This window comes from Streptomyces decoyicus, from assembly GCF_019880305.1.
Classification (GTDB): Bacteria; Actinomycetota; Actinomycetes; order Streptomycetales; family Streptomycetaceae; genus Streptomyces; species Streptomyces decoyicus.
This window is the reverse complement of the sequence record NZ_CP082301.1, coordinates 5162026-5180137: the sequence shown is the minus strand read 5'-3', so window position 1 is coordinate 5180137 and position 18112 is coordinate 5162026. Positions and strand designations below refer to the sequence as shown.

Sequence of the window (18112 nt, the reverse complement as noted above, 5' to 3'; positions counted from 1 at the left end):
CCACGCCACCCCTTCGTACAATATCGGCGAGCGGTCAACTGCCTTATTCTCCATAGGAGTTGACTGAAGGGGCGACGAAGGCCTGCACTCCCGCCGGAGGTAGTCAGCACCTGTTGAACCGCATGTCGTCCCCGCTTTCTGTTCCCTGTGGCCCCGACCGCGCCTGCGGAATGCGGCGCGATCAGGGGATCGAATACATCATCGGGCGCGGCCCGCGGCACCGGCCATCGCCTCTTGGACGACAGGACCTCGGTCGGTCACGCAGGTCACGCGACTTCAGTACTTGCTGATGCAGGAGAGCTTGACCGTCCCGGTCTTGGCATTGGGAATGCTGTGCTTGATGCTCCAGGCTTCCACCCGCCACTTCACCGAACGCATCTCGGTCGGGGTCGCGCGGTCCGTCACGAGGACCTGCTGGGAACCGCCGAAGTTGTGCGTGTGCAGCGCGCCGCCGCTCGTCGACTTGAACCGGTGCTTCATGTTGCCGATTCCGCCGGAGGAGATGTAGACCGTCTTCCCCCCTGGGCAGCGCTTGGTGCCGGACTTCTTCTGACTGAGCTTGTCCGACGCCTTTCCGACCCGCCACCCCTGCGTGCTGCAATAGCCGTACACCTTGCTCAGGTTCTTCCCGTTCCCGTAGGTCGAAGTGACCTTCCACTTCACGGACTTGCGCCAGGTGGGAACGGTCCGCGTCGAGATGCCGTCGGGCGTGTGCCGCCACACCCGGGACACCAGGTGGCCGCCCTTGGGCTTCCACGACACCCGCGAGGCACCGGCCGCCGAGTCCCAGATCCAGGCGGTCTCGCCCTTCTTACGGCAGTTGAGCGTGCCGCTCTTCGAGTGGAATCCACCGGCCTTGACGACTGCGGCGGGCTGCTTCGCGGCGGCCGGGTCCGCATTCACGGGGCCGGCCTGCGCCGGCTCGCTGCCCAGCACCGGCGTCAGGACAGCGGTACCGACGGCGAGTGCGCACGCCGATGTGGCCACTCGACGGGGGAGTCCCATACGCGTCCAATCTCTTGTCAGGTTTGACATGAACACCGCCCACAGTAGGGGCGGTTTTCAGACCCCGCTATTGGCCGAAAGGGCAACGCCCGACTCCCCGCAGGGCTTCGGCTCAGGCGCCCATATCGCCCCTTCGTGCAATATCAGTGTGCGGTCAATTGCCGCACACGCTGCGGGAGTTGGGGCGCGCCGGCCCAACGCCGGGACCCGGGCCCGGCCCCGGCCCCGGCCGCGAAGGGCTTGCTGTTCAGTACGTGCGAGCTGGACCCGGCCTGGCTGTCGCGACGGACAACGCGACGGTGCCGGGCGCCCTCTCCCGGGCCGCCCGGCACCGTCGCGTCATGGGATCAAGGAGATCGACGGGACCCCGCACATCCTCAGTTCTTTACGCAGGTGAGCTTGATCTTCTTGATCACGCCGCCGCGCTGATACGGCCCTTCGTGGGCGTTGGCGACCCACTTCACCTTGCGCAGCCCGGTCGGTGTGACGCGATTGCCGAGCAAGTACCCCTGCCGGGAGAGGTCGTGGACGCGCAGCTTCGAGCCCTTCTTCAGGTACTTGAACTTGTGCCGGACGTGCCCCAACGACAGGTCGTAGATCATGACCTGCTGGCCGGCACCACAGCGCTTGGTGCCGGTCCTCTTCGCAGTGACCTTCGTCTTCCACGTCTTGGCGGCGCGGCCGTCCGTGCTGCAGTACGCGTAGGCCTTGCTGAGGTTCTTCTGAGTCCTCCCGTACGTACTGGTCACCTTCCACTTCACGTTCTTGTGCCACGTGGGAAGGGGGGGCTTTCGAGGCCGTCGGGGGTGAACTTGTAGTACCGGCTGTGCAGTTTGCCGCCCGGAACCTTCCAGCTGACCCGGGCCTCCCCAGCGGCTGAGACAAAGAGGTGCGCGGTCTGGCCCTTCCGGGCGCAGCGCTTCGACCCCTTCTTCGAGTGCACGCCGTCATCGGCGGCCGCGGCCGGGACACTCTTCCCGGAAGGGGCGCGCACGGCTGCCTCAGCCGGTGAGCTCACTGCCAGTGGTGTGAGGACCGCAGCACCGGCTGCGAACGCACAGACCGACCGGCCCGCGCGGTGGGTAAGTCGCATGGAGCATCTCCTGTTGCCTGACTCGTTGGTTCCGTGAACAGGTCTGGAAGGAACAGCGTCCACCGTAGAAGCGGCCGATCAGGCCCCGCCATTGTCCAAAGGTGCAGTACAGAGGCGCTTACGCCGCTCCTCCGTATTGCCCCTTCGTACGATGCCGGCGGGTGGTCAGTTGCCTTACTCTCTGCGGGAGTTGAGGGAACGGACAAGCAATGCCCGCTGGAGGTAATCAGCACGTGTTGAAGCAAACGGGGAAGGCGCTCCTCATCGGCGCCACCGCGGCGCTCGCCGTCACGACCGCGGCGCCGGCCAACGCCCAGACCGGGACCCAGGCCGCGGCCGCGAAGGTCAGCAAGCATCAAGAGGTCCGCTGCGTCAAGCAGAGCGGCCGGACCTGCGCCTACTCGGTCTCCTTCTTCTACTGGAACAAGAAGGGCTCCGACGCGCGCGGCCTGAACTATGTCCAGACGGCCAGGTCGCCGTACAAGGCGGGCAAGGCCCGCTGGCTGTACAAGCAGCCGGGCGGCAAGACCCACGTCGGCCAGAGCTGGCGCAAGGCCCACGCGATTCACGGCGCCGACGCCGCCGAGGTCGACTGGGGCAAGCCGGGGGCCACCGTGGGGCCGAAGTTCCGCAAGGGCACGCTGGTCTGCGTGCAGTGGAAGAATGTCGCGAAGAAGGCATGCCACACGCTCAAGTAGCCCGCAAAGCAGCCCGCTCAGCCAGAAGTCGGCGCAGTCGGGCAGAGCGAGAGGGGGTGCCCGCACACCGTGCGGGCACCCCCTCTCGGGTCACGAGTCAAGCCACGTCGCCTACTTGGGCAACCACGCCTGCCACGTCGACTTATGCCCTTCGACCCACTTCTTCGCCGCGTCCTGCGGGGACATCTTCTTGTCGGCGATGTCGAGGGAGACCTCGCTCTGGTCGTCCTCGGTCCACTTGAAGTTCTTCAGGAAGGCCGCCGCCTTGCCGCCCTTCTTGGCGAAGTTGGCGTTGAAGTACTTCTGGAGTGGCGTGTGCGGGTAGGCGCATTTGATCTTCTTCAGGTCGGCGTCGCAGCCCTCCTTGTACTCGGGCAGCTTCACCTCCGTCATCGGCACCTTCTTGAACAGCCACTGCGGCTTGTACCAGTACGTCAAGAACGGCTTCTTCGCCTTGGCGAACTGCTTGATCTGGGTGATCTGCGACGCCTCGGAGCCCGCGAAGACGACCTTGTAGTCCAGGCCGAGGTTCTTCACGAGGGCCTTGTCGTTCGTGACGTACGACGGGGAGCCGTCCATCAACTGCCCCTGGCTGCCGCTCTCCGCGGTACGGAACTGCTTCGCGTACTTGTTGAGGTTCTTCCAGTTGGTGACGTCCGGGTGCTTCTTCGCGAAGTACGTGGGGACGTACCAGCCGATGTGGCCGGTCACGCCGACGTCGCCGCCGGGCGTGATCGTCTTCTTGTCCTTGATGTACCGCTGCTCCTGGTCCGGGTGACCCCAGTCCTCCAGGATCGCGTCGACACGGCCCTGGCTGAGTGCGTCCCAGGCGGGGACCTCGTCGATCTGGACCCGGTCGACGCGGTAGCCCAGCTCGTGCTTGAGCAGGTACTCGGCGACCGCCACGTCCGCCTGGGCGCCCACCCAGTTCTGGACGGAGAGCGTCACGGTCTTGGCGCCCGCCGCGTTCGCGTACGGGGACGCCTGCTTGGTCATGTCGGCGGCGCCGCACCCGGAGAGCGCAAGCAGGGCGCCGGTTGCGGTCACTGCGCTCAGTACACGCGTACGAACTCGCATATCAGGCTCCCTTCTTCGCGCCGTGATCCCGGCGTGCCGTGGGCTGCGTCACCCGGTCCAGCATCAGACCGAGGCAGACGATGGCCACGCCGCCCACCATGCCGGTCGCCAGGTCGCCCTGCGCGATGCCGAACACGACGTCGTAGCCGAGCGCGCCACCGCCGACCAGAGCGCCGATCACGACGACGGCGAGGACCAGGACGACCGCCTGGTTCAGGGCGAGCAGGAGCGCGGGGCGGGCCAGCGGGAGCTGGACCTGCCGCAGCTGCTGCCAGTTGGTGGAACCGAGTGACCGCGAGGCCTCCATCGCGCCGCTGTCGACCTGGCGCAGGCCCTGCGTGGTGATGCGGATGACGGCGGGCAGCGCGTACACGACGGCCGCGGCGACCGCGGGGGCCCGGCCGATGTCGAACAACATGACGACCGGGATGAGGTACACGAACTGCGGCATCGTCTGGCAGACGTCGAGCACCGGGCGAAGCAGCCGTTCGAGGCGCTGGCTTCTGGCGGTCGCAATGCCGATCGCGAAGCCGAGGACAACCGTGAAGGCGACGCCCGCGAGGACCTGCGCCAGCGTGTCGAGGGACTTGTCCCAGACACCGAGGACGCCGATTCCGGCCATCGCGAGGACGGCGGTCAGGGCGGTCTGCCAGGTGCCGATCAGCCAGGCGAGGGCCGCGACGACGAGCAGCACCAACACCCAGGGCAGGCCCTGGAGTCCGTCGCGGACCGGGTTGAGGATCCAGGTGGTGAAGTGCGCTGCCCAGTCGGCGGTGCCACCGACGACGGGCAGGCCGGTGTGGAGGTGGTCGACCATCCAGTCCTTGGCGGTGTTGACCGGCTCGACGATGTCCACCGTCCAGCTCTCCGGCCAGTCCAGACGGTCGGCGAACCGCGCGGCGAGCGCAACGGCCACGGTCACCACGGCGGCCACGGACCAGCCGCGCCAGCCGCGCAGCGGCGAGGTGTCCTCGGCGGACTGCGCGCCAGGACGGTCCTCTCCGAGGGCGGCCGTGACGCGGTCGAGGACCACGGCGAGGAGCACGATCGGGATGCCGGCCGCGAGGGCCGCGCCGACATCCACGGTGCCGAGCGCCTGGTAGACGCGGTCACCGAGACCGGCACCACCGATCATCGACGCGATGACGGCCATGGAGAGCGCCATCATGATCGTCTGGTTGAGGCCGAGCAGGAGCTCCTTGCGGGCCAGCGGGATACGGGCCGAGAGCAGGCGCTGGCGGGCGGTGGTGCCCAGCGAGGTCACGGCTTCCATCACGCCGGTGTCGGCGCCACGCAGGCCGAGCGCGGTGAGGCGGGCCATCGGCGGAGCCGCGTAGATGACGGTCGCGATGGTCGCGGCCGGGACGCCGGGGCCGAAGATCAGGGAGACCGGAAGCAGATAGGAGAAGGCCGGAAGGATCTGCATGGTGTCGAGGACCGGCCGCAGGAGGCGGAAGATCCGGTCGCTCAGGCCCGCGGCGAGCCCCATGACGATGCCGAGCACGACGGCGAAGACGACGGACACGACCATCAGGGCAAGGGTCTGCATCGTCGGCACCCACATGCCGAGCAGCCCGCACACGCCGAACGAGGCGGCGGTGAGGACGGCGAGCCGCACGCCCGCGACCCGCCAGGCGACCAGCGCGGCGCCGGCTACGACACCGGCCCAGCCGCCCGCGAGGAGCACCAGGTAGACGGCGCGTACCGACACCACGATGCCGTTGGAGAGGTACCCGAGGAAGTAGGCGAACAGCCAGTGGCTGTCGCGGTTGTCGATGATCCAGTCGTTGGCCTTGCCGAGCGGCCCGGAGACATCGACGGTCAGGTCCGAGGGCCACAGGGCGCCCGGCCACTGGGCGTGGACCAGCGGGACCAGGACCGCCGCGGCGACGGCGAGCACCAGGAGCTTGGCGAGGCCACGGCGGCGCAGCAGGGCCTGCACCGGACCGGTCCTGGTGTCGGTGTCGGCCACGCGGGGCGTAGCGGTGGTGGGGGCGGTGGTGCTCATGCGCGCCCCCGCTTCACGGTGCCGGTGGGCATGTTCAGGGCGGCGCAGCGCTGGGCCTCGCGCCAGTGGCGCAGCAGGGCGGCGCGCATCCGGGCCCGCGGCGTGGCCGCGGGAGCTCTGGAGCCGACGGCGCGTACGGCGCCGCGGGGGGTGGAGGCGGCGTACATCAGGCGGCCACCCCACCGTGCTGCTCGCTGTCGAGCCGGGCGACCACGTTCAGCAGGCACTCGTGGTCGACGATGCCCAGGCAGCGGCCGCCGTCGACGACGCGGACCGCACCGCCGGAGCGGACGACCGCCTCGATGGCGTCGGAGATCAGGGTGTCGGGGCCCAGCGCGGGGCCCTCGTCGGCTTCGCCGGCCTCGACCGGGCGCATGGCCCGGCGCACGGTCAGCACCTGCTCGCGCGGAACGTCACGGACGAAGTCGCGGACGTAGTCGTCGGCCGGGGAGCCGACGATCTCCTCGGGGGTGCCGAGCTGGACGATCTCGCCGTCGCGCATCAGGGCGATCCGGTCGCCGATCCGCAGCGCCTCGGCGAGGTCGTGGGTGATGAAGACCATGGTCCGGCCCTCCTCGCGGTGCAGGCGGACGATCTCTTCCTGCATATCGCGCCGGATGAGCGGGTCGAGCGCACTGAACGGCTCGTCGAAGAGCAGGACCTCGGGGTCGACGGCGAGCGCGCGGGCCAGGCCGACGCGCTGCTGCTGACCACCGGAGAGCTGGCCGGGGCGGCGCTTCTCCATGCCGGCCAGACCGACCTTGTCGACCATCTCGTTGGCCTTCTCGCGGCGCTCCGTCTTGCCCATGCCCTGGATCTCCAGGCCGTAGGCGACGTTGTCGACGACGGTGCGGTGCGGCAGCAGGCCGAAGTGCTGGAAGACCATGGCGGCGCGGCGGCGGCGCAGGTCGCGCAGCGCGTTGCGGTCCATGGCGCGGACGTCCTCGCCGTCCATCTCCAGGTCACCGCTGGTCGGCTCGATCAGCCGGGTCAGACACCGCACGAGGGTGGACTTGCCGGACCCGGACAGGCCCATGACGACGAAGACCTCGCCCTTGTGGACGTCGAAGGAGACATCGCGGACGGCGGCCACACAGCCGGTCTGCTCGCGCAGCTCCTGGGCGCTCAGCTTGGCGACCGAGGAGTCCTCGGGTATGCGCTCGGCTTTGGGGCCGAAGACCTTCCAGAGGTTGCGGACGGAGAACACGACCTCACGACCGTCGGACGCCTCGGTGGCGGTGGCGTCCTCGGACGTGCGGGCGTTGGGTATCTCGGATGCGCCGGCGGAGGTGGTAGCCATCACGCATCACCTCCCTGGGTCGGGGCCTTATGGAGCAGTTCGGCGCACTTCTCCCCCACCATGAGCACGCCCAGCATCGGATTGACGGCGGGCATCGTCGGGAAGACGGAGGCGTCGGCGATACGGATGCCGGACAGTCCGCGGATCTTCAACTCGGGGTCGACCACGGCCAGCTGGTCGTCGGGGGCGCCCATCTTGCAGGTGCCGGCCGGGTGGTAGACGGTGTGCGCCGCCTTGCGCACCAGCTCGCTGATCTCCGCGTCGTCGGTGACCTCGGGGCCGGGGAAGACCTCGCGCTTGAGCCACTTCTTGAACGGCTCGGCCTGGGCGACCTTGCGGGCCAGCTTGATGCCGTCGACGAGGGTGTCGCCGTCGTAGTCGACCCCGTTCTCGTCGTACTCGAAGTACTTGAAGTCGAGGGCGGGCTTGGCCTCGGGGTCGGCGGAGGTGAGGTAGAGCCGTCCGCGGGAGCGGGACTTGGGGATGTTCGGCGTCATCGACACCCCGTGCTCGGGGCGCTCGTAGCCCAGCCGCTCGGGGTTGTCGGTGAACGGGATTTGATAGAAGTGGAACATCAGGTCGGGGCCCTTGTGCTCCGGGTCCCGCTTGACGAACAGGCCCGCGTCGGAGTCCATCGCGGAGTTGCCCGGGATCGGCCCGTCGGTCTCCCAGACGATCACCGACTCGGGGTGGTCGATCAGGTTCTCGCCGACGCCCGGCAGGTCGAGCACACAGGGCAGGCCGAGCGCTTCGAGGTCCTTCTTCGGGCCGATGCCCGAGTGCATCAGCAGCCGCGGGGTGTCGACGGCACCGGCGCAGACCAGCACCTCGCGGGCGGCCTCGACGTAGACCTCCGCGCCGTCCTTCGTCCGGACGTGGACGCCCTTGGCGGTCGTCCCGTCCAGCTCCAGCTTGTGCGCCCAGGTCTCCAGCATCAGCGTGAGGTTCGGGCGGTCGCCGGCCTCGATGTGCGGGTGGAGGTAGGCGACCGAGGCGGAGGAGCGCTTGTTGTTCTCCGGGTGGTAGGAGAGGTCGAAGAAGCCGACACCCTCCTCGAAGGGCTGGTCGTTGAAGCCGACGACCTCGGGCACGCCCAGGGCGGTCTTGGTGGCCTCGATCCAGTCGGTGGCGATCTGGTTCTGGTCCTTCTTGGCCACCCGCACGATGTTGTTGCGCAGCTTGCCGAAGTACGGGTCCATGTTCTTGGCGCCCCACCCGGCCGCGCCCGCCGCTTCCCACTCGTCCCAGTCGGACGGCAGCGGCTTGAACGAGATCAGCGTGTTGTGCGAGGAGCACCCGCCGAGCACCTTGGCGCGGCTGTGCAGGATGTGCGAGTTGCCGCGCGGCTGCTCGGTGGTCGTGTACTCGTAGTCCAGCTCGCCGCCGAGCAGGCCGAGCCACTTGCGCAGCGTCAGGACGTCCTCGCGGTCGATGTCGGACGGGCCGCCCTCGATGACGGCGACCGTGACGTCCGGGTCCTCGGTGAGGCGGGAGGCGATGACGGAACCGGCGGTTCCGCCTCCGACTACGACGTAGTCATACACAGGCATTGGGGGTGCTCCTTCTTGCAATGTGCGTGGCGCGGGTGGTGCCAAGTGACGGGCGGGGTGTCAGCCCGCGAACCAGCGCACCGGCTCCGGCCGGAGGTTCTCGTAAATGTGCTTGCTCTCGCGGTACTCGTCCAGACCTGCGGGGCCCAATTCCCTGCCGATGCCGGACTTGCCGAAGCCGCCCCATTCCGCCTGCGGGAGGTAGGGGTGGTAGTCGTTGATCCAGACCGTGCCGTGCCGCAGCCGGGCGGCGACCCGGCGGGCGCGCGCGGTGTCGCCGGAGAAGACCGCGCCGGCCAGGCCGTACTCGGTGTCGTTGGCGAGCGCGACGGCCTCGTCCTCGGTGGTGAAGGTCTCGACCGTGAGGATCGGCCCGAAGGTCTCCTCGCGGATCACCTTCATCTCGCGGTGGCAGCCGTCGAGCACGGTCGGCGCGTAGAAGTAGCCGGTGGCCGGGCGGACGTCGGACGGCTCGGGCCGGGTGCCGCCGCAGCGCAGCTGGGCGCCCTCGGCGAGCGCGGAGGCGACGTAGGCCTCGACCTTGTCGAGCTGCTGCTGGGAGACGAGGGGGCCGCACTCGACGCCGTCCTCGGTGCCCCGGCCGAGCTTGATCTTCTCGGCCCGGCGGGCGAGCTCGGAGACGAAGCGGTCGCGCACCGACTCCTCGATGATCAGCCGGGCACCGGCCGAGCAGACCTGCCCGCTGTGGATGAACGCGGCGTTCAGTGCCTGGTCGACGGCGGTGTCGAAGCCCTCGTCGGTGGCGCAGGCGTCGGCGAACACCACATTGGGGTTCTTGCCGCCCAGCTCCAGGGCGATCTTCTTGGCGCCGGAGACCGCGGCCGCGCCGGCCTTCGTCCCGCTGACCAGGCCGCCGGTGAAGGAGAACAGGTCGACGTCCGGGTGCTCGGCCAGCCGCTGGCCCACGGGCAGGCCCGCACCGGTGACGATGTTGGCGACCCCGGCCGGCAGTCCGGCCTCGACCAGCAGCTTGATCAGGTGCACGGTCGACAGCGGGGTGACCTCGCTGGGCTTGATCACAAAAGTGTTGCCGGCCGCGAGGGCCGGCGCGATCTTCCAGCTTGCCTGGAGCAGCGGGTAGTTCCACGGCGTGATGAGCGCACAGACACCGACCGGCTCGTGCACGACGATGCTGTGCACGTCCGGCGAACCGGCGTCGACGACCCGGCCGCCGCTCTCGTTCATCACCAGGTCGGCGAAGTACCGGAAGGCGTTGGTGACGTCGTCGACGTCGACCCGGCCCTCCTCCAGCGTCTTGCCGGTGTCCCGGCTCTCGATGAGGGCGATCTCCTCGCGGTCGCGCTGGAGCAGGTCGGCGACCCGGCGCAGCAGCGCGGAGCGCTCGGCGACGGCCGTACGGGGCCAGGCACCGGTGCCACCGTCGAAGGCCCGGCGGGCGGCCGCGACCGCCGCGTCGGCGTCCTCGGCACCCCCCTCGGACACCAGCTGGAGCGTCGTCGCGTCGGCGGGGTCGAGGACCTCCCGCGTTTCGCCGGATGCGGCGGGGAGCCACACCCCGTCTACGTGAATGGTCTCGATTGACGACACGTCGTTCTGCCTTCCGGTTACCGATCTGTTCCCACTGGTGCAACCACTGGCGTCACCAGCAACGAGGACCCCTCCCCTGAAGCGGCGGACCTATGCCCAAACATTCATGGAAAGTGAGCCGACTCACTCAATGTGCGACCGAATGTCCCGGAACGTACCCTGAATAGCCGTATGTCCTTGGCGGACAGTCCCCTCGGGACCGGAGGTGCCGAGATGACCAGCAGACGGCGTGCCGCCACCGCCACCACCGCCCTGACCTGTGGGGTGGCCCTGTTCGCCGGGGCCGCCTGCACAGGAGCCGCGGCGGCCGCCGCATCGGACGGCGGCGAAGGCGATCTGGCGAACAAATCCGCCCAGCAGATCTCCGACGATGCCCTCCGGCAACTGGTCGCCGCGAAGTCCCTGCGGTTGCGCACCCAGACCAGTGCCGACCCCACCAAGCTCGACCTCACCCTCGACCGCGCCGGCAACTGCACGGGCGCCATCAGCAAGGGAGAGCTCGGCCGCATCGAGCTCGTCAAGCGCGGAAACCAGGTCTGGATGAAGCCGGACGCCGCCTTCTGGAAGAGCCAGCTGCCCGGCAAGGAGGGCGACGACGCGGCAGCGGAGTACAAGGACACCTTCCTGCACGGCACGACCAAGGACGCCTTTCTCCGGGGCCTGTCCGCCGCCTGCGACCTCAAGGCGTTCCAGAAGTCGGCCGTGGCCCCCGGGGAGCCCCCCTCGGGCGCCCCCTCGCGCTCACCCTCACCCTCCGTCGCCCTCGTCAAGGGCCGCCCGACCACCCACGAGGGCGCCCGTGTACTCCCCGTCATCAAGAAGGCCCAGGGCGCCGTCCAGACCCTCTACGTAGCCATCGACGGCAAGCACTACCCCCTCAAACTCACCGCCGAGGTCGACCACCAGACCGGCACCATCCTGATGAGCAACTACGACGCCCCGGTCTCCGTCAAAACCCCCGCCCCCGGCGAGACGGCCGACATCTCGGCGCTGGAGGAGCGGCTGCGGGGGTCGGAGCCGGGATCGGGGGCGGGGAACACGTGACCCCTGCGTGCGATACGTAACCGTTCGTACATACGTATCGTTGGACCGTGCGGCTCCCCGCGCCCGCGCGGCAGCGGGGAGGGGCGGCACGGTGACCATCGAACCGACCGACAGGACCGAGATGGCCGAGAGCGGCGAGCTGGACGACCTGTTCGAGCGGCTGGATCAGATGCACATCCCCGAGGGCTACAAGGTGGAGATCGTCGAGGGGAACGTGCATGCGGCGCCGCAGCGGGACGTCCATTGGCAGACCATCCGCAGGATCGTGCGGGCGCTGGAGGACCGGTTCGGGATGGCCGCCCCGGTCACGTCGGACGTGCGGATCGATTTTCCGGGGCAGTTGAACGGTTTCGCCCCGGACATCGCCAAGTTCGCCGACGGTGCCGAGAAGGACGAGCTGGGCCGTTGGCGCTACCAGGACGTCGAGTTGGTGGCCGAAGTCATCTCCAAGGGCACCGCGGCGAATGACTACGGCCCGAAGCGGAAGGTCTACGCCACCTCCGGGATCCCCGTATATGTGATCGCTGACCCTTACCTCGGTTGTTGCCGCGTCTTCACTCACCCGCGGGGCGACGACTACATGCGTGACCTCACACTCAAGTACGGCGAGCCGATCGACTTGACCGAGGAATTCCCCGACTTCTCCCTCTCCACCGAAGAGTTCCCCCGGGACTGACCCGGCTCACACCGCCCCGTCGGACGGACGGTTCGCCGCCGGGATCGCGCAGTTGTCGGAGAAGCCCTGGCTGCGCAGGCCCATGGCGCTGTTCACGCGCGAGCGGAGGTTTTCCACCGCCACCATGGTGGTCAGCTCGACGAACGCCGCATCGCCCAGCCGCCCGCGCAGGCTCTCGGCCAGCTCGTCGGTCACCTGTGGCGGGGTCGCGGTCATGGCTTCGGCGTACTCCAGGACCAGCCGCTCCAGCTCCGTGAACGACTCCTTGTGCGCGCGCCAGTCCGGCACTTTGCTGATCTTCTCCAGCGGCAGTCCGAGCTGGTCGGCGTGCCAGTAGCCGAAGTCCACGCACCACGAGCAGCCGATCGTCGCCGCCGATGCCAGCTCCGCCAGATGCTTCAGCGCCGGGTCCAGCGCCTTCCACCGTGCCACCTTGTTCTCGAAGGAGAAGTAGGAGCGGAGGATCTTGGGGTGGTGGCCCAGCGCCAGGGCGGGCTGCATCACCTTGCCGTAGGTGCGCCGCGAGTACCACGCCGCCAGTCGCAGGGTGAGTGTGCGCCGGGGCGTGAGGGAGATGCGTGCCATGGCAATGCCTCCTGGAGCAAAGGAGCGTTCAGATTCCTTGAGGGTGTCCCCTCACTCCCCCGACGATCCGGCGCCGCCGGATGTGACATCCGAGGTGACATCCCCGCAGCCGTCACCCGCGCTGCCGAACCGGAGGAGCCGTGGGCGGCGGCCCGGACGACAATGCAGGCATGGCTGACACAGCGGTGAAAGCGGTGCTCGAAGGCGGCCCCGACGAGCTCCCCGAGCGGATCGTGCCCGTCGATCCGCCCGGGAGCGAGCTGAAGATCCCGTTCCGTAACGGCTACGAACACTTCCGGGCCACCAGCCGGCAGAAGCACACCACCGAGGGGGCCCTGCCCGTCTACGAGTGGTGGGAGCGTACGGAGCTGCCCGGGTAGTGACGCACCGCGGGCCCTGCGCAGCGGGCCGTGCGAGGCGGGCAACGCTCAGCTGCCGGGAACGAAGGTCCGCAGGATGTTCTGCTGGGTCCACTCCTGATCCGGCCAGTCGGCCTCCGGGCCCAGGACGAGTACGGCGAACTGGCGGCCGTCGGCGACGGTGAAGGCACAGTCGACGACCTTGACCCGCTCATGGAGACGCTCGCTGTCATAGGCGTAGACCAGTTGGGTGGCGTCGGTGCCGGGTCCCGGGTACCCCAGTGGTTCGAGGCTTATTTCCTTGTAGCCGGGGTTGCCCGACAGCCCCCGCGACGCCGTCTCCAGCGCCTCGTACGGGGTGGTGTCCGGTTCGCTGATCTGGAAGATCTGCACCAGCCGGCGGTCGTCCGGCGCGGTGTAGAACACCCCGGTCCTGCGCTCGCTGCGCTGCCAGCTGCCGGGTACGGCCAGCGTGAAGCCCTTCTTGTCGTGGACGAGGCGGTAGCCGTCGGGAAGCTCGGTGGAGACGGGGGCGGGGGTCCTGGTGCCGGCCGTGGCGCCGGTGGGTGCGGCGGTGGCCGTGTTCTCCGAGGCGGAGGCCTTGGTGCGGGCCGGCGGGCGGGCGGCGGCCGGGTCGCCGCCGCTGTGCCCCCAGAGCAGATAGCCGCCCCCGACGGCCGCCGCGATCACGGCCACCGCCACGCCGGCGACCAGGCCCGTGGTGCGGTGCCGGGGGCCGGGTACGGGCTCGAAGGCAGGTGCGGAGTCGAAGTACGGGTCGGCGGCAGGCCCGGGGGCCGAGAACGGGCCGGTGTCGCGTGCGGGGGCGAAGAGGTGCTCGGGGACAGGGGTGCGGGCGAACGGCGGATCGGTGTCGCGTGCGGGGGCGAAGAGAGGGTCGGGGGCAGGTAACGGGTCGTTGGCAGGGAGCGGGTCGGTGGCAGGCGGGGGGACAGTGCCCGTCGGCGTACTCCCCGCCGACGGCGTGTAGGACGGCCGGGGCGGCATCGGGCCCGTGTAGGGCGCGGGCGGCGGGGCGCCGTCCTCCCAGCTCTGGGTCTCGTCGTTCCAGCGGGCCTGCCCGCCACGCTTCATCGTCAGCCTCCCACCAGGGTCGCGACCGCCTGGCTCACCGCGGCACCGGAGGCCAGCAGGCCCACCACGGCGCCGGCGTCCGCGAGCGCCGTACGCAGCCGGGCCAGCCGGCCGGGGCCCGCCGCACCGCTGTCCGCGATCTCCGCCTCGGTCTCGGCGAGTTCCCCGCTCAGGGCCGTGATCTGCGGGCTCTCCACCGCCCGGGACAGGTCGTCGCGCAGTGCGCGGACGGCGCGCAGCAGCTCCTCCTGCGCCGGGTCCGCGGCGGGCGCGGCCTGGCCCTCGTGATGGGTCACCGTGTTGTGGTCGCCGATGGCGAAGGCACCCCGGACACTGCCGATGTGGATGCCCTTGCCGCGCTCGTCAGCCGTTGCCACGCTTGGCACTTCCCTTCGTCTCGGCGCCGCGCCGGGTGGTGGAGTGGTGGGTGATCGTGTTGTGGTCGCCGATGCCGACGGCGCCCTGGGCGGACTCGACGTAGACGCCGCCCTCGGCGACATGCACGATCCGCTGCTCGAACTCGTCGGTCTGGTAGCCGGCCTCGTGCAGTGCCGTGGTCACCCCGGCCGCCACCCGCTGCTGAATGGTCTTCAGATAACGGGCGACATCCATGTCCTGGAAGAGCGAGGACTCCCCGTAGGAGCCCAGCTCGCGCACGGAGGCGCCGGGTCCCTCGGGCAGCGCCGCGCCATGTCCCGCGGTGGCCAGCCGCCAGGCCGACAACAGACCGCTCACCAGCGTGCCGAGGGCGTGCCCGACGGAGCGGGGCGTGCGGGCCAGGGCCCACACCGCCTTGCCGAAGTGGTGGTGGTGACGGTACTGGTGGGCGATCCGGTCGGCGTCCTGGAAGAGCTGCCGCAGCGGCCACAGCACATGCGGCGCGACCTCCAGCATCAGCATCTTGCCCTGGGTGTGCACCCGTACGAAGAGCGTGGTGACGACGCCCTCGTTCCAGCCGCCGACCCGGATGCGCAGGAAGTGCCGGCGGGTCTCGCCGCCCTCCTCCACGGCCCGCACGCGGTGCTCCTCGAACGCCGCCGGTGCGTACGGCGCCGCCTCCCGGCTCGGCAGCCCCTCGGCCGGCAGGAACACGCACTCGTCGATCTCCATCGCGCGCAGCCGGTCGCGCACCGCGGCCGCCACCGCGGGCGAACCGTGCGGCGACGGCACCCGCAGCGCCGCCACCAGCGGCACGATCCGGGCCAGGATGGCGCTGTTGTCCAGCGGCTCGGCCTCCCGGTCCGCCCGGGGGTTCAGCTCCACGGACAGCGACCAGGTCTTGTACGGGTAGCCGGCGCCGCAGAACGGGTCGGCGGCCCGGTACATCACCAGCGGCCCGTGCTGCTCGATCCGCACCCGGTCCCGCAGCCGCCGGAAGCGGTAGCCCTCGGACCGTTCGGCGGGGTCGGACATGACGTCGGGGAAGCGTTCCCGGGACAGTTCGCGCGCCAGCACCCGGGCGAACTGCCCGCGTTGCAGACCCACCAGCACGGCCACGGCCAGCGGCAGCAGCAGCGCGACCCACACCGCGGACAGGACACCGCTCACTGCGCCGTACGAGGTGCCGAGGCCGGAGCCGTAGGAGCTGTATCCCGCCCCGCTGCCGTAGAACGAGCCGGACGCGTCGTCCGAAAACAGCGAGGAGAACGGCCATCCCACGCCCAGGATGCCGATCCCGGCGCCGAACACCGCCACCAGCAGCAGCGACAGAACGAAGAAGGCCAGCGTCAGCCGCCCGTACCAGCGCAGCACGAAGGAGAGGAAGCGGGCCGCCACCTGCGGGATCGGCGCCCGGCGGACCACGCGGCCCAGCGCCATGAGGATGACGGGGAAGAGGTAGAGCGCCGCGAGACCGGAGGTCAGCGGCAGGGCCACGATCCACAGCAGCAGGATCCCCGCCGCCCAGCCCAGTTGGAGCCGCCGGGCGCGCAGCGCGTGGGCGAGGACGCGGGCGGCGTCGATCCCCAGGGACGGCGCGGCGAACCGCTCCTCGTGGACGTACAGCTCGTCGATGACCGCGTCACGGAAGGCGTCGTCCATGTAGGTCCCGGCACACAGCAGCCGGGTGGCCTCGCTGGCGCCCGGCGGGGTCGGGGGGAGCTGCGCCGGGGGCGGGGTGCCGCCGGGCGTCTTCCGTAACCGCCCCGGGCCGCCGGGTTCACCGGGCTGCGCAGGCACATCTGTCCGAGTCATCGGTCTCGCTCCCCCAAAAACACCACATCAACGAGCCGTCGCTGCGGGCCTGTTGGACAGACGGGCTGCCGGTTCCGGCCGCGGCGGTACGGAAACCGCAGCATAGGGGAGCGGAGCGTTCCGTGTCAGCGCGATAACACAAGGTCGCCACGCGGGTCAGACGGCCGCGGGGAACTCCCCGCTCTTGAGCGCCGCGACGAAGGATGACCAGCCACCCGTCGGGAAGACCAGCACGGGGCCGTGCGGGTCCTTGCTGTCACGAACGGGGACGGCGTCGGGGATACCGGGGGCTACTTCGATGCAGTTGCCGCCGTCGCGATCGCTGTAGCTGCTCTTCATCCAGGTGAGTGCCACTTCGATGCAGTCGCCGCCATCGTCGTGGCTGTAGCTGCTCTTGATCCATATCGCTGTGCTCAGCTGGTGCTTGTCCATGATCCCCGTACCCTTCCATGAAGTCGCCGATCAGAGCGGCGGATTCGGGGGCTGACAGAGCATCCGCCCTGAGCACATCATAGGTCTGGCCGTGGCGAGCATAGACGGCCGGATCGTCGTTGAAATGGCCACGGTCCAGCGACTCCGAGTAGAGCCAGCATGCCCCGTCTGGCAGCGCGATCAGGGCCATCGAGGCTTTGGGCCGCCGAAGCTCGGCACGGTCGGCAGGGGCAACCTGCACGCGGATGTTGGGATACTGCCCGACGCTCAACAGGTGCGCACACTGGTCCCGCATGACCTCCGGGCCGCCCACAACGTTGCGCAAACAGCTCTCGTCCAGAACGGCCACGTACAACGGGCCGTTGGCAGCCAGGAAGCGCTGCTGTCGGCTCAGTCGCGCCCGGACTCGCTCCTCCACCTTCTCGGCATTGGTGATGCGACGGCTGAACAGCGCATGCGCGTAGTCCGGCGTCTGCAACAGACCCGGGATGACCTGCTCTTGATAGGCACGCAGCGCCACCGCCTTCGCATCCATCTCCGCCCGCCGCTCGAACCAGTCCGGATGCTGCACCTCCGGATACCAGTCGATCCGTCCCCATAACCGCAGCAGCACTCCACCCGTCCCCAGCAGTTCGTCACACTGCTTGGCGAACGTGTCCTGCGGGACGCGCGTGCCCGCCTCCACGCGGGCCACCTGCGAGCGGTCGCACGGGATCTTGTTCGACAACTCCTCCTGCGTGAAGCCCGCCGCCTCCCGGAAGTGCCGCAAGACCTCCCCGAACACGGCGGCATTGGTGGCTGCCGGTCCACTCTCTGCATTGCGTCGTCGTCGGCTCACCGCATCCCCCTTGGTGCCAGATGGCGAGTGTCACGCGTCAGACGTTGCGACCCGCACTACGGGGCGCAACGCTGAACACACCCAACGTAACGGGTCGTTCGGCCGACTGCGCCGCCTTCCTCCGCAACCAACTTCTGGGAGTCATTGAGCATGAGTTACGACCGGGATGCCGTCCCCGCGCACATGCCGGGGCTGCGCCTGCTGCCGTGGGAGAGCGAGGGCGGGAAACCGTGCTTCTTGTCGGCGGACGGAGCGGGGAGCGTGCTGTCGCGGCTGGCCGATGAGATCGAGGCGGAGCAACTGTGTGACGGTGCCGATGTCCTCAAGGGCGCGGTGGCCGTACTGGACGACCGCAAGGCCGGGGAACATGCGCTGCGGCTGGCGCTGCGGGCGACCGCGCAGGCCTTCGGCAATGTGCTGCGCGTCGCAGACAGCCGGGGCGCGCGCCTGCCCGTGGCGGCGGACGATGACCGAGAGGCCGACGAGAGGGAACTACGGGCCCAGCCGACATGACCGAGCCCGCACGGCCGTTGCGGACCGTGCGGGCTCGGGTGGTGCTGCGGTGCCGCCCGGACGGGACGGCCGCGGCG

18 protein-coding genes and 1 pseudogene are annotated in these 18112 nt (G+C 69.6%); 5 read left to right on the top strand and 14 right to left on the bottom strand.

The window, feature by feature from the left end; genetic code table 11:
* Window positions 1-276 precede the first annotated feature (276 nt).
* Both K7C20_RS22875 and K7C20_RS22870 read right to left on the bottom strand, forming a co-directional pair.
* Window positions 277-1005 (bottom strand): hypothetical protein, encoded by a 729-nt coding sequence (locus tag K7C20_RS22875; RefSeq protein WP_150127271.1) that lies wholly within the window; start codon window positions 1003-1005, stop codon window positions 277-279.
* A 377-nt stretch (window positions 1006-1382) separates the two neighbouring features.
* Window positions 1383-1754, bottom strand: a complete 372-nt coding sequence (locus K7C20_RS22870) for a hypothetical protein (RefSeq protein WP_150127272.1) — start codon at window positions 1752-1754, stop codon at window positions 1383-1385.
* A 577-nt stretch (window positions 1755-2331) separates the two neighbouring features.
* On the opposite strand from K7C20_RS22870, the gene K7C20_RS22865 reads away from it, so the two are divergent.
* Complete coding sequence (locus tag K7C20_RS22865; RefSeq protein ID WP_030086675.1) at window positions 2332-2796, top strand: hypothetical protein; 465 nt, start codon at window positions 2332-2334, stop codon at window positions 2794-2796.
* Between the two features lie 111 nt (window positions 2797-2907).
* Here K7C20_RS22865 and K7C20_RS22860 read toward each other — a convergent pair whose 3' ends face one another.
* From K7C20_RS22860 to K7C20_RS22835, 6 genes are read right to left on the bottom strand one after another with little or no spacing between them, the layout of a single operon-like run.
* Window positions 2908-3873: an ABC transporter substrate-binding protein gene (locus K7C20_RS22860; protein ID WP_053209496.1), complete on the bottom strand. Its 966-nt coding sequence runs from the start codon at window positions 3871-3873 to the stop codon at window positions 2908-2910.
* 1 nt (window position 3874) lies between these two features.
* Window positions 3875-5881: an ABC transporter permease subunit gene (locus K7C20_RS22855; RefSeq protein WP_048830076.1), complete on the bottom strand. Its 2007-nt coding sequence runs from the start codon at window positions 5879-5881 to the stop codon at window positions 3875-3877.
* Window positions 5878-6048 (bottom strand): hypothetical protein, encoded by a 171-nt coding sequence (locus K7C20_RS22850; RefSeq protein WP_167352519.1) that lies wholly within the window; start codon window positions 6046-6048, stop codon window positions 5878-5880. Before K7C20_RS22850 ends, K7C20_RS22855 begins: the two co-directional genes overlap by 4 nt.
* A complete protein-coding gene (locus K7C20_RS22845) occupies window positions 6048-7181 on the bottom strand; it encodes a quaternary amine ABC transporter ATP-binding protein (RefSeq protein WP_030086682.1) in 1134 nt (377 codons plus the stop codon). Before K7C20_RS22845 ends, K7C20_RS22850 begins: the two co-directional genes overlap by 1 nt.
* Entirely contained in the window at window positions 7181-8731 is a 1551-nt protein-coding gene (locus tag K7C20_RS22840) for a GMC family oxidoreductase (protein ID WP_030086684.1), read from the bottom strand. The genes K7C20_RS22845 and K7C20_RS22840 overlap by 1 nt, the downstream gene beginning before the upstream one ends.
* A gap of 60 nt (window positions 8732-8791) precedes the next feature.
* On the bottom strand, window positions 8792-10300 hold the full coding sequence (locus K7C20_RS22835) for an aldehyde dehydrogenase family protein (RefSeq protein ID WP_053209497.1): 1509 nt from the start codon (window positions 10298-10300) through the stop codon (window positions 8792-8794).
* A gap of 213 nt (window positions 10301-10513) precedes the next feature.
* Between K7C20_RS22835 and K7C20_RS22830 the strand changes: the two genes are divergently transcribed.
* Together K7C20_RS22830 and K7C20_RS22825 are read left to right on the top strand one after the other, a co-directional pair.
* Window positions 10514-11344: a hypothetical protein gene (locus tag K7C20_RS22830; protein WP_053209508.1), complete on the top strand. Its 831-nt coding sequence runs from the start codon at window positions 10514-10516 to the stop codon at window positions 11342-11344.
* A gap of 91 nt (window positions 11345-11435) precedes the next feature.
* Entirely contained in the window at window positions 11436-12020 is a 585-nt protein-coding gene (locus K7C20_RS22825) for a Uma2 family endonuclease (RefSeq protein ID WP_030086688.1), read from the top strand.
* A gap of 6 nt (window positions 12021-12026) precedes the next feature.
* On the opposite strand, the gene K7C20_RS22820 is transcribed toward K7C20_RS22825, so the two are convergent.
* On the bottom strand, window positions 12027-12605 hold the full coding sequence (locus tag K7C20_RS22820; protein ID WP_030086690.1) for a carboxymuconolactone decarboxylase family protein: 579 nt from the start codon (window positions 12603-12605) through the stop codon (window positions 12027-12029).
* A 170-nt stretch (window positions 12606-12775) separates the two neighbouring features.
* Here K7C20_RS22820 and K7C20_RS22815 point away from each other — a divergent pair, with 170 nt between their 5' ends.
* Window positions 12776-12985, top strand: a complete 210-nt coding sequence (locus K7C20_RS22815; protein ID WP_030086692.1) for a DUF5988 family protein — start codon at window positions 12776-12778, stop codon at window positions 12983-12985.
* A gap of 48 nt (window positions 12986-13033) precedes the next feature.
* On the opposite strand, the gene K7C20_RS22810 is transcribed toward K7C20_RS22815, so the two are convergent.
* The 5 genes and pseudogenes from K7C20_RS22810 to K7C20_RS22795 all read right to left on the bottom strand — a co-directional run.
* Complete coding sequence (locus K7C20_RS22810) at window positions 13034-14059, bottom strand: hypothetical protein (protein ID WP_053209498.1); 1026 nt, start codon at window positions 14057-14059, stop codon at window positions 13034-13036.
* Between the two features lie 2 nt (window positions 14060-14061).
* A complete protein-coding gene (locus K7C20_RS22805) occupies window positions 14062-14436 on the bottom strand; it encodes a hypothetical protein (protein ID WP_030086698.1) in 375 nt (124 codons plus the stop codon).
* Entirely contained in the window at window positions 14423-16252 is a 1830-nt protein-coding gene (locus K7C20_RS22800; RefSeq protein WP_030086700.1) for a hypothetical protein, read from the bottom strand. Before K7C20_RS22800 ends, K7C20_RS22805 begins: the two co-directional genes overlap by 14 nt.
* A gap of 156 nt (window positions 16253-16408) precedes the next feature.
* Window positions 16409-16684: a DUF397 domain-containing protein gene (locus K7C20_RS38370; protein WP_245171359.1), complete on the bottom strand. Its 276-nt coding sequence runs from the start codon at window positions 16682-16684 to the stop codon at window positions 16409-16411.
* A 40-nt stretch (window positions 16685-16724) separates the two neighbouring features.
* Window positions 16725-17468, bottom strand: a pseudogene (locus tag K7C20_RS22795) (helix-turn-helix domain-containing protein); the annotation flags it as partial.
* A gap of 204 nt (window positions 17469-17672) precedes the next feature.
* On the opposite strand from K7C20_RS22795, the gene K7C20_RS22790 reads away from it, so the two are divergent.
* Window positions 17673-18035, top strand: a complete 363-nt coding sequence (locus tag K7C20_RS22790) for a hypothetical protein (RefSeq protein ID WP_030086704.1) — start codon at window positions 17673-17675, stop codon at window positions 18033-18035.
* The last annotated feature ends 77 nt before the right edge of the window (window positions 18036-18112 follow it).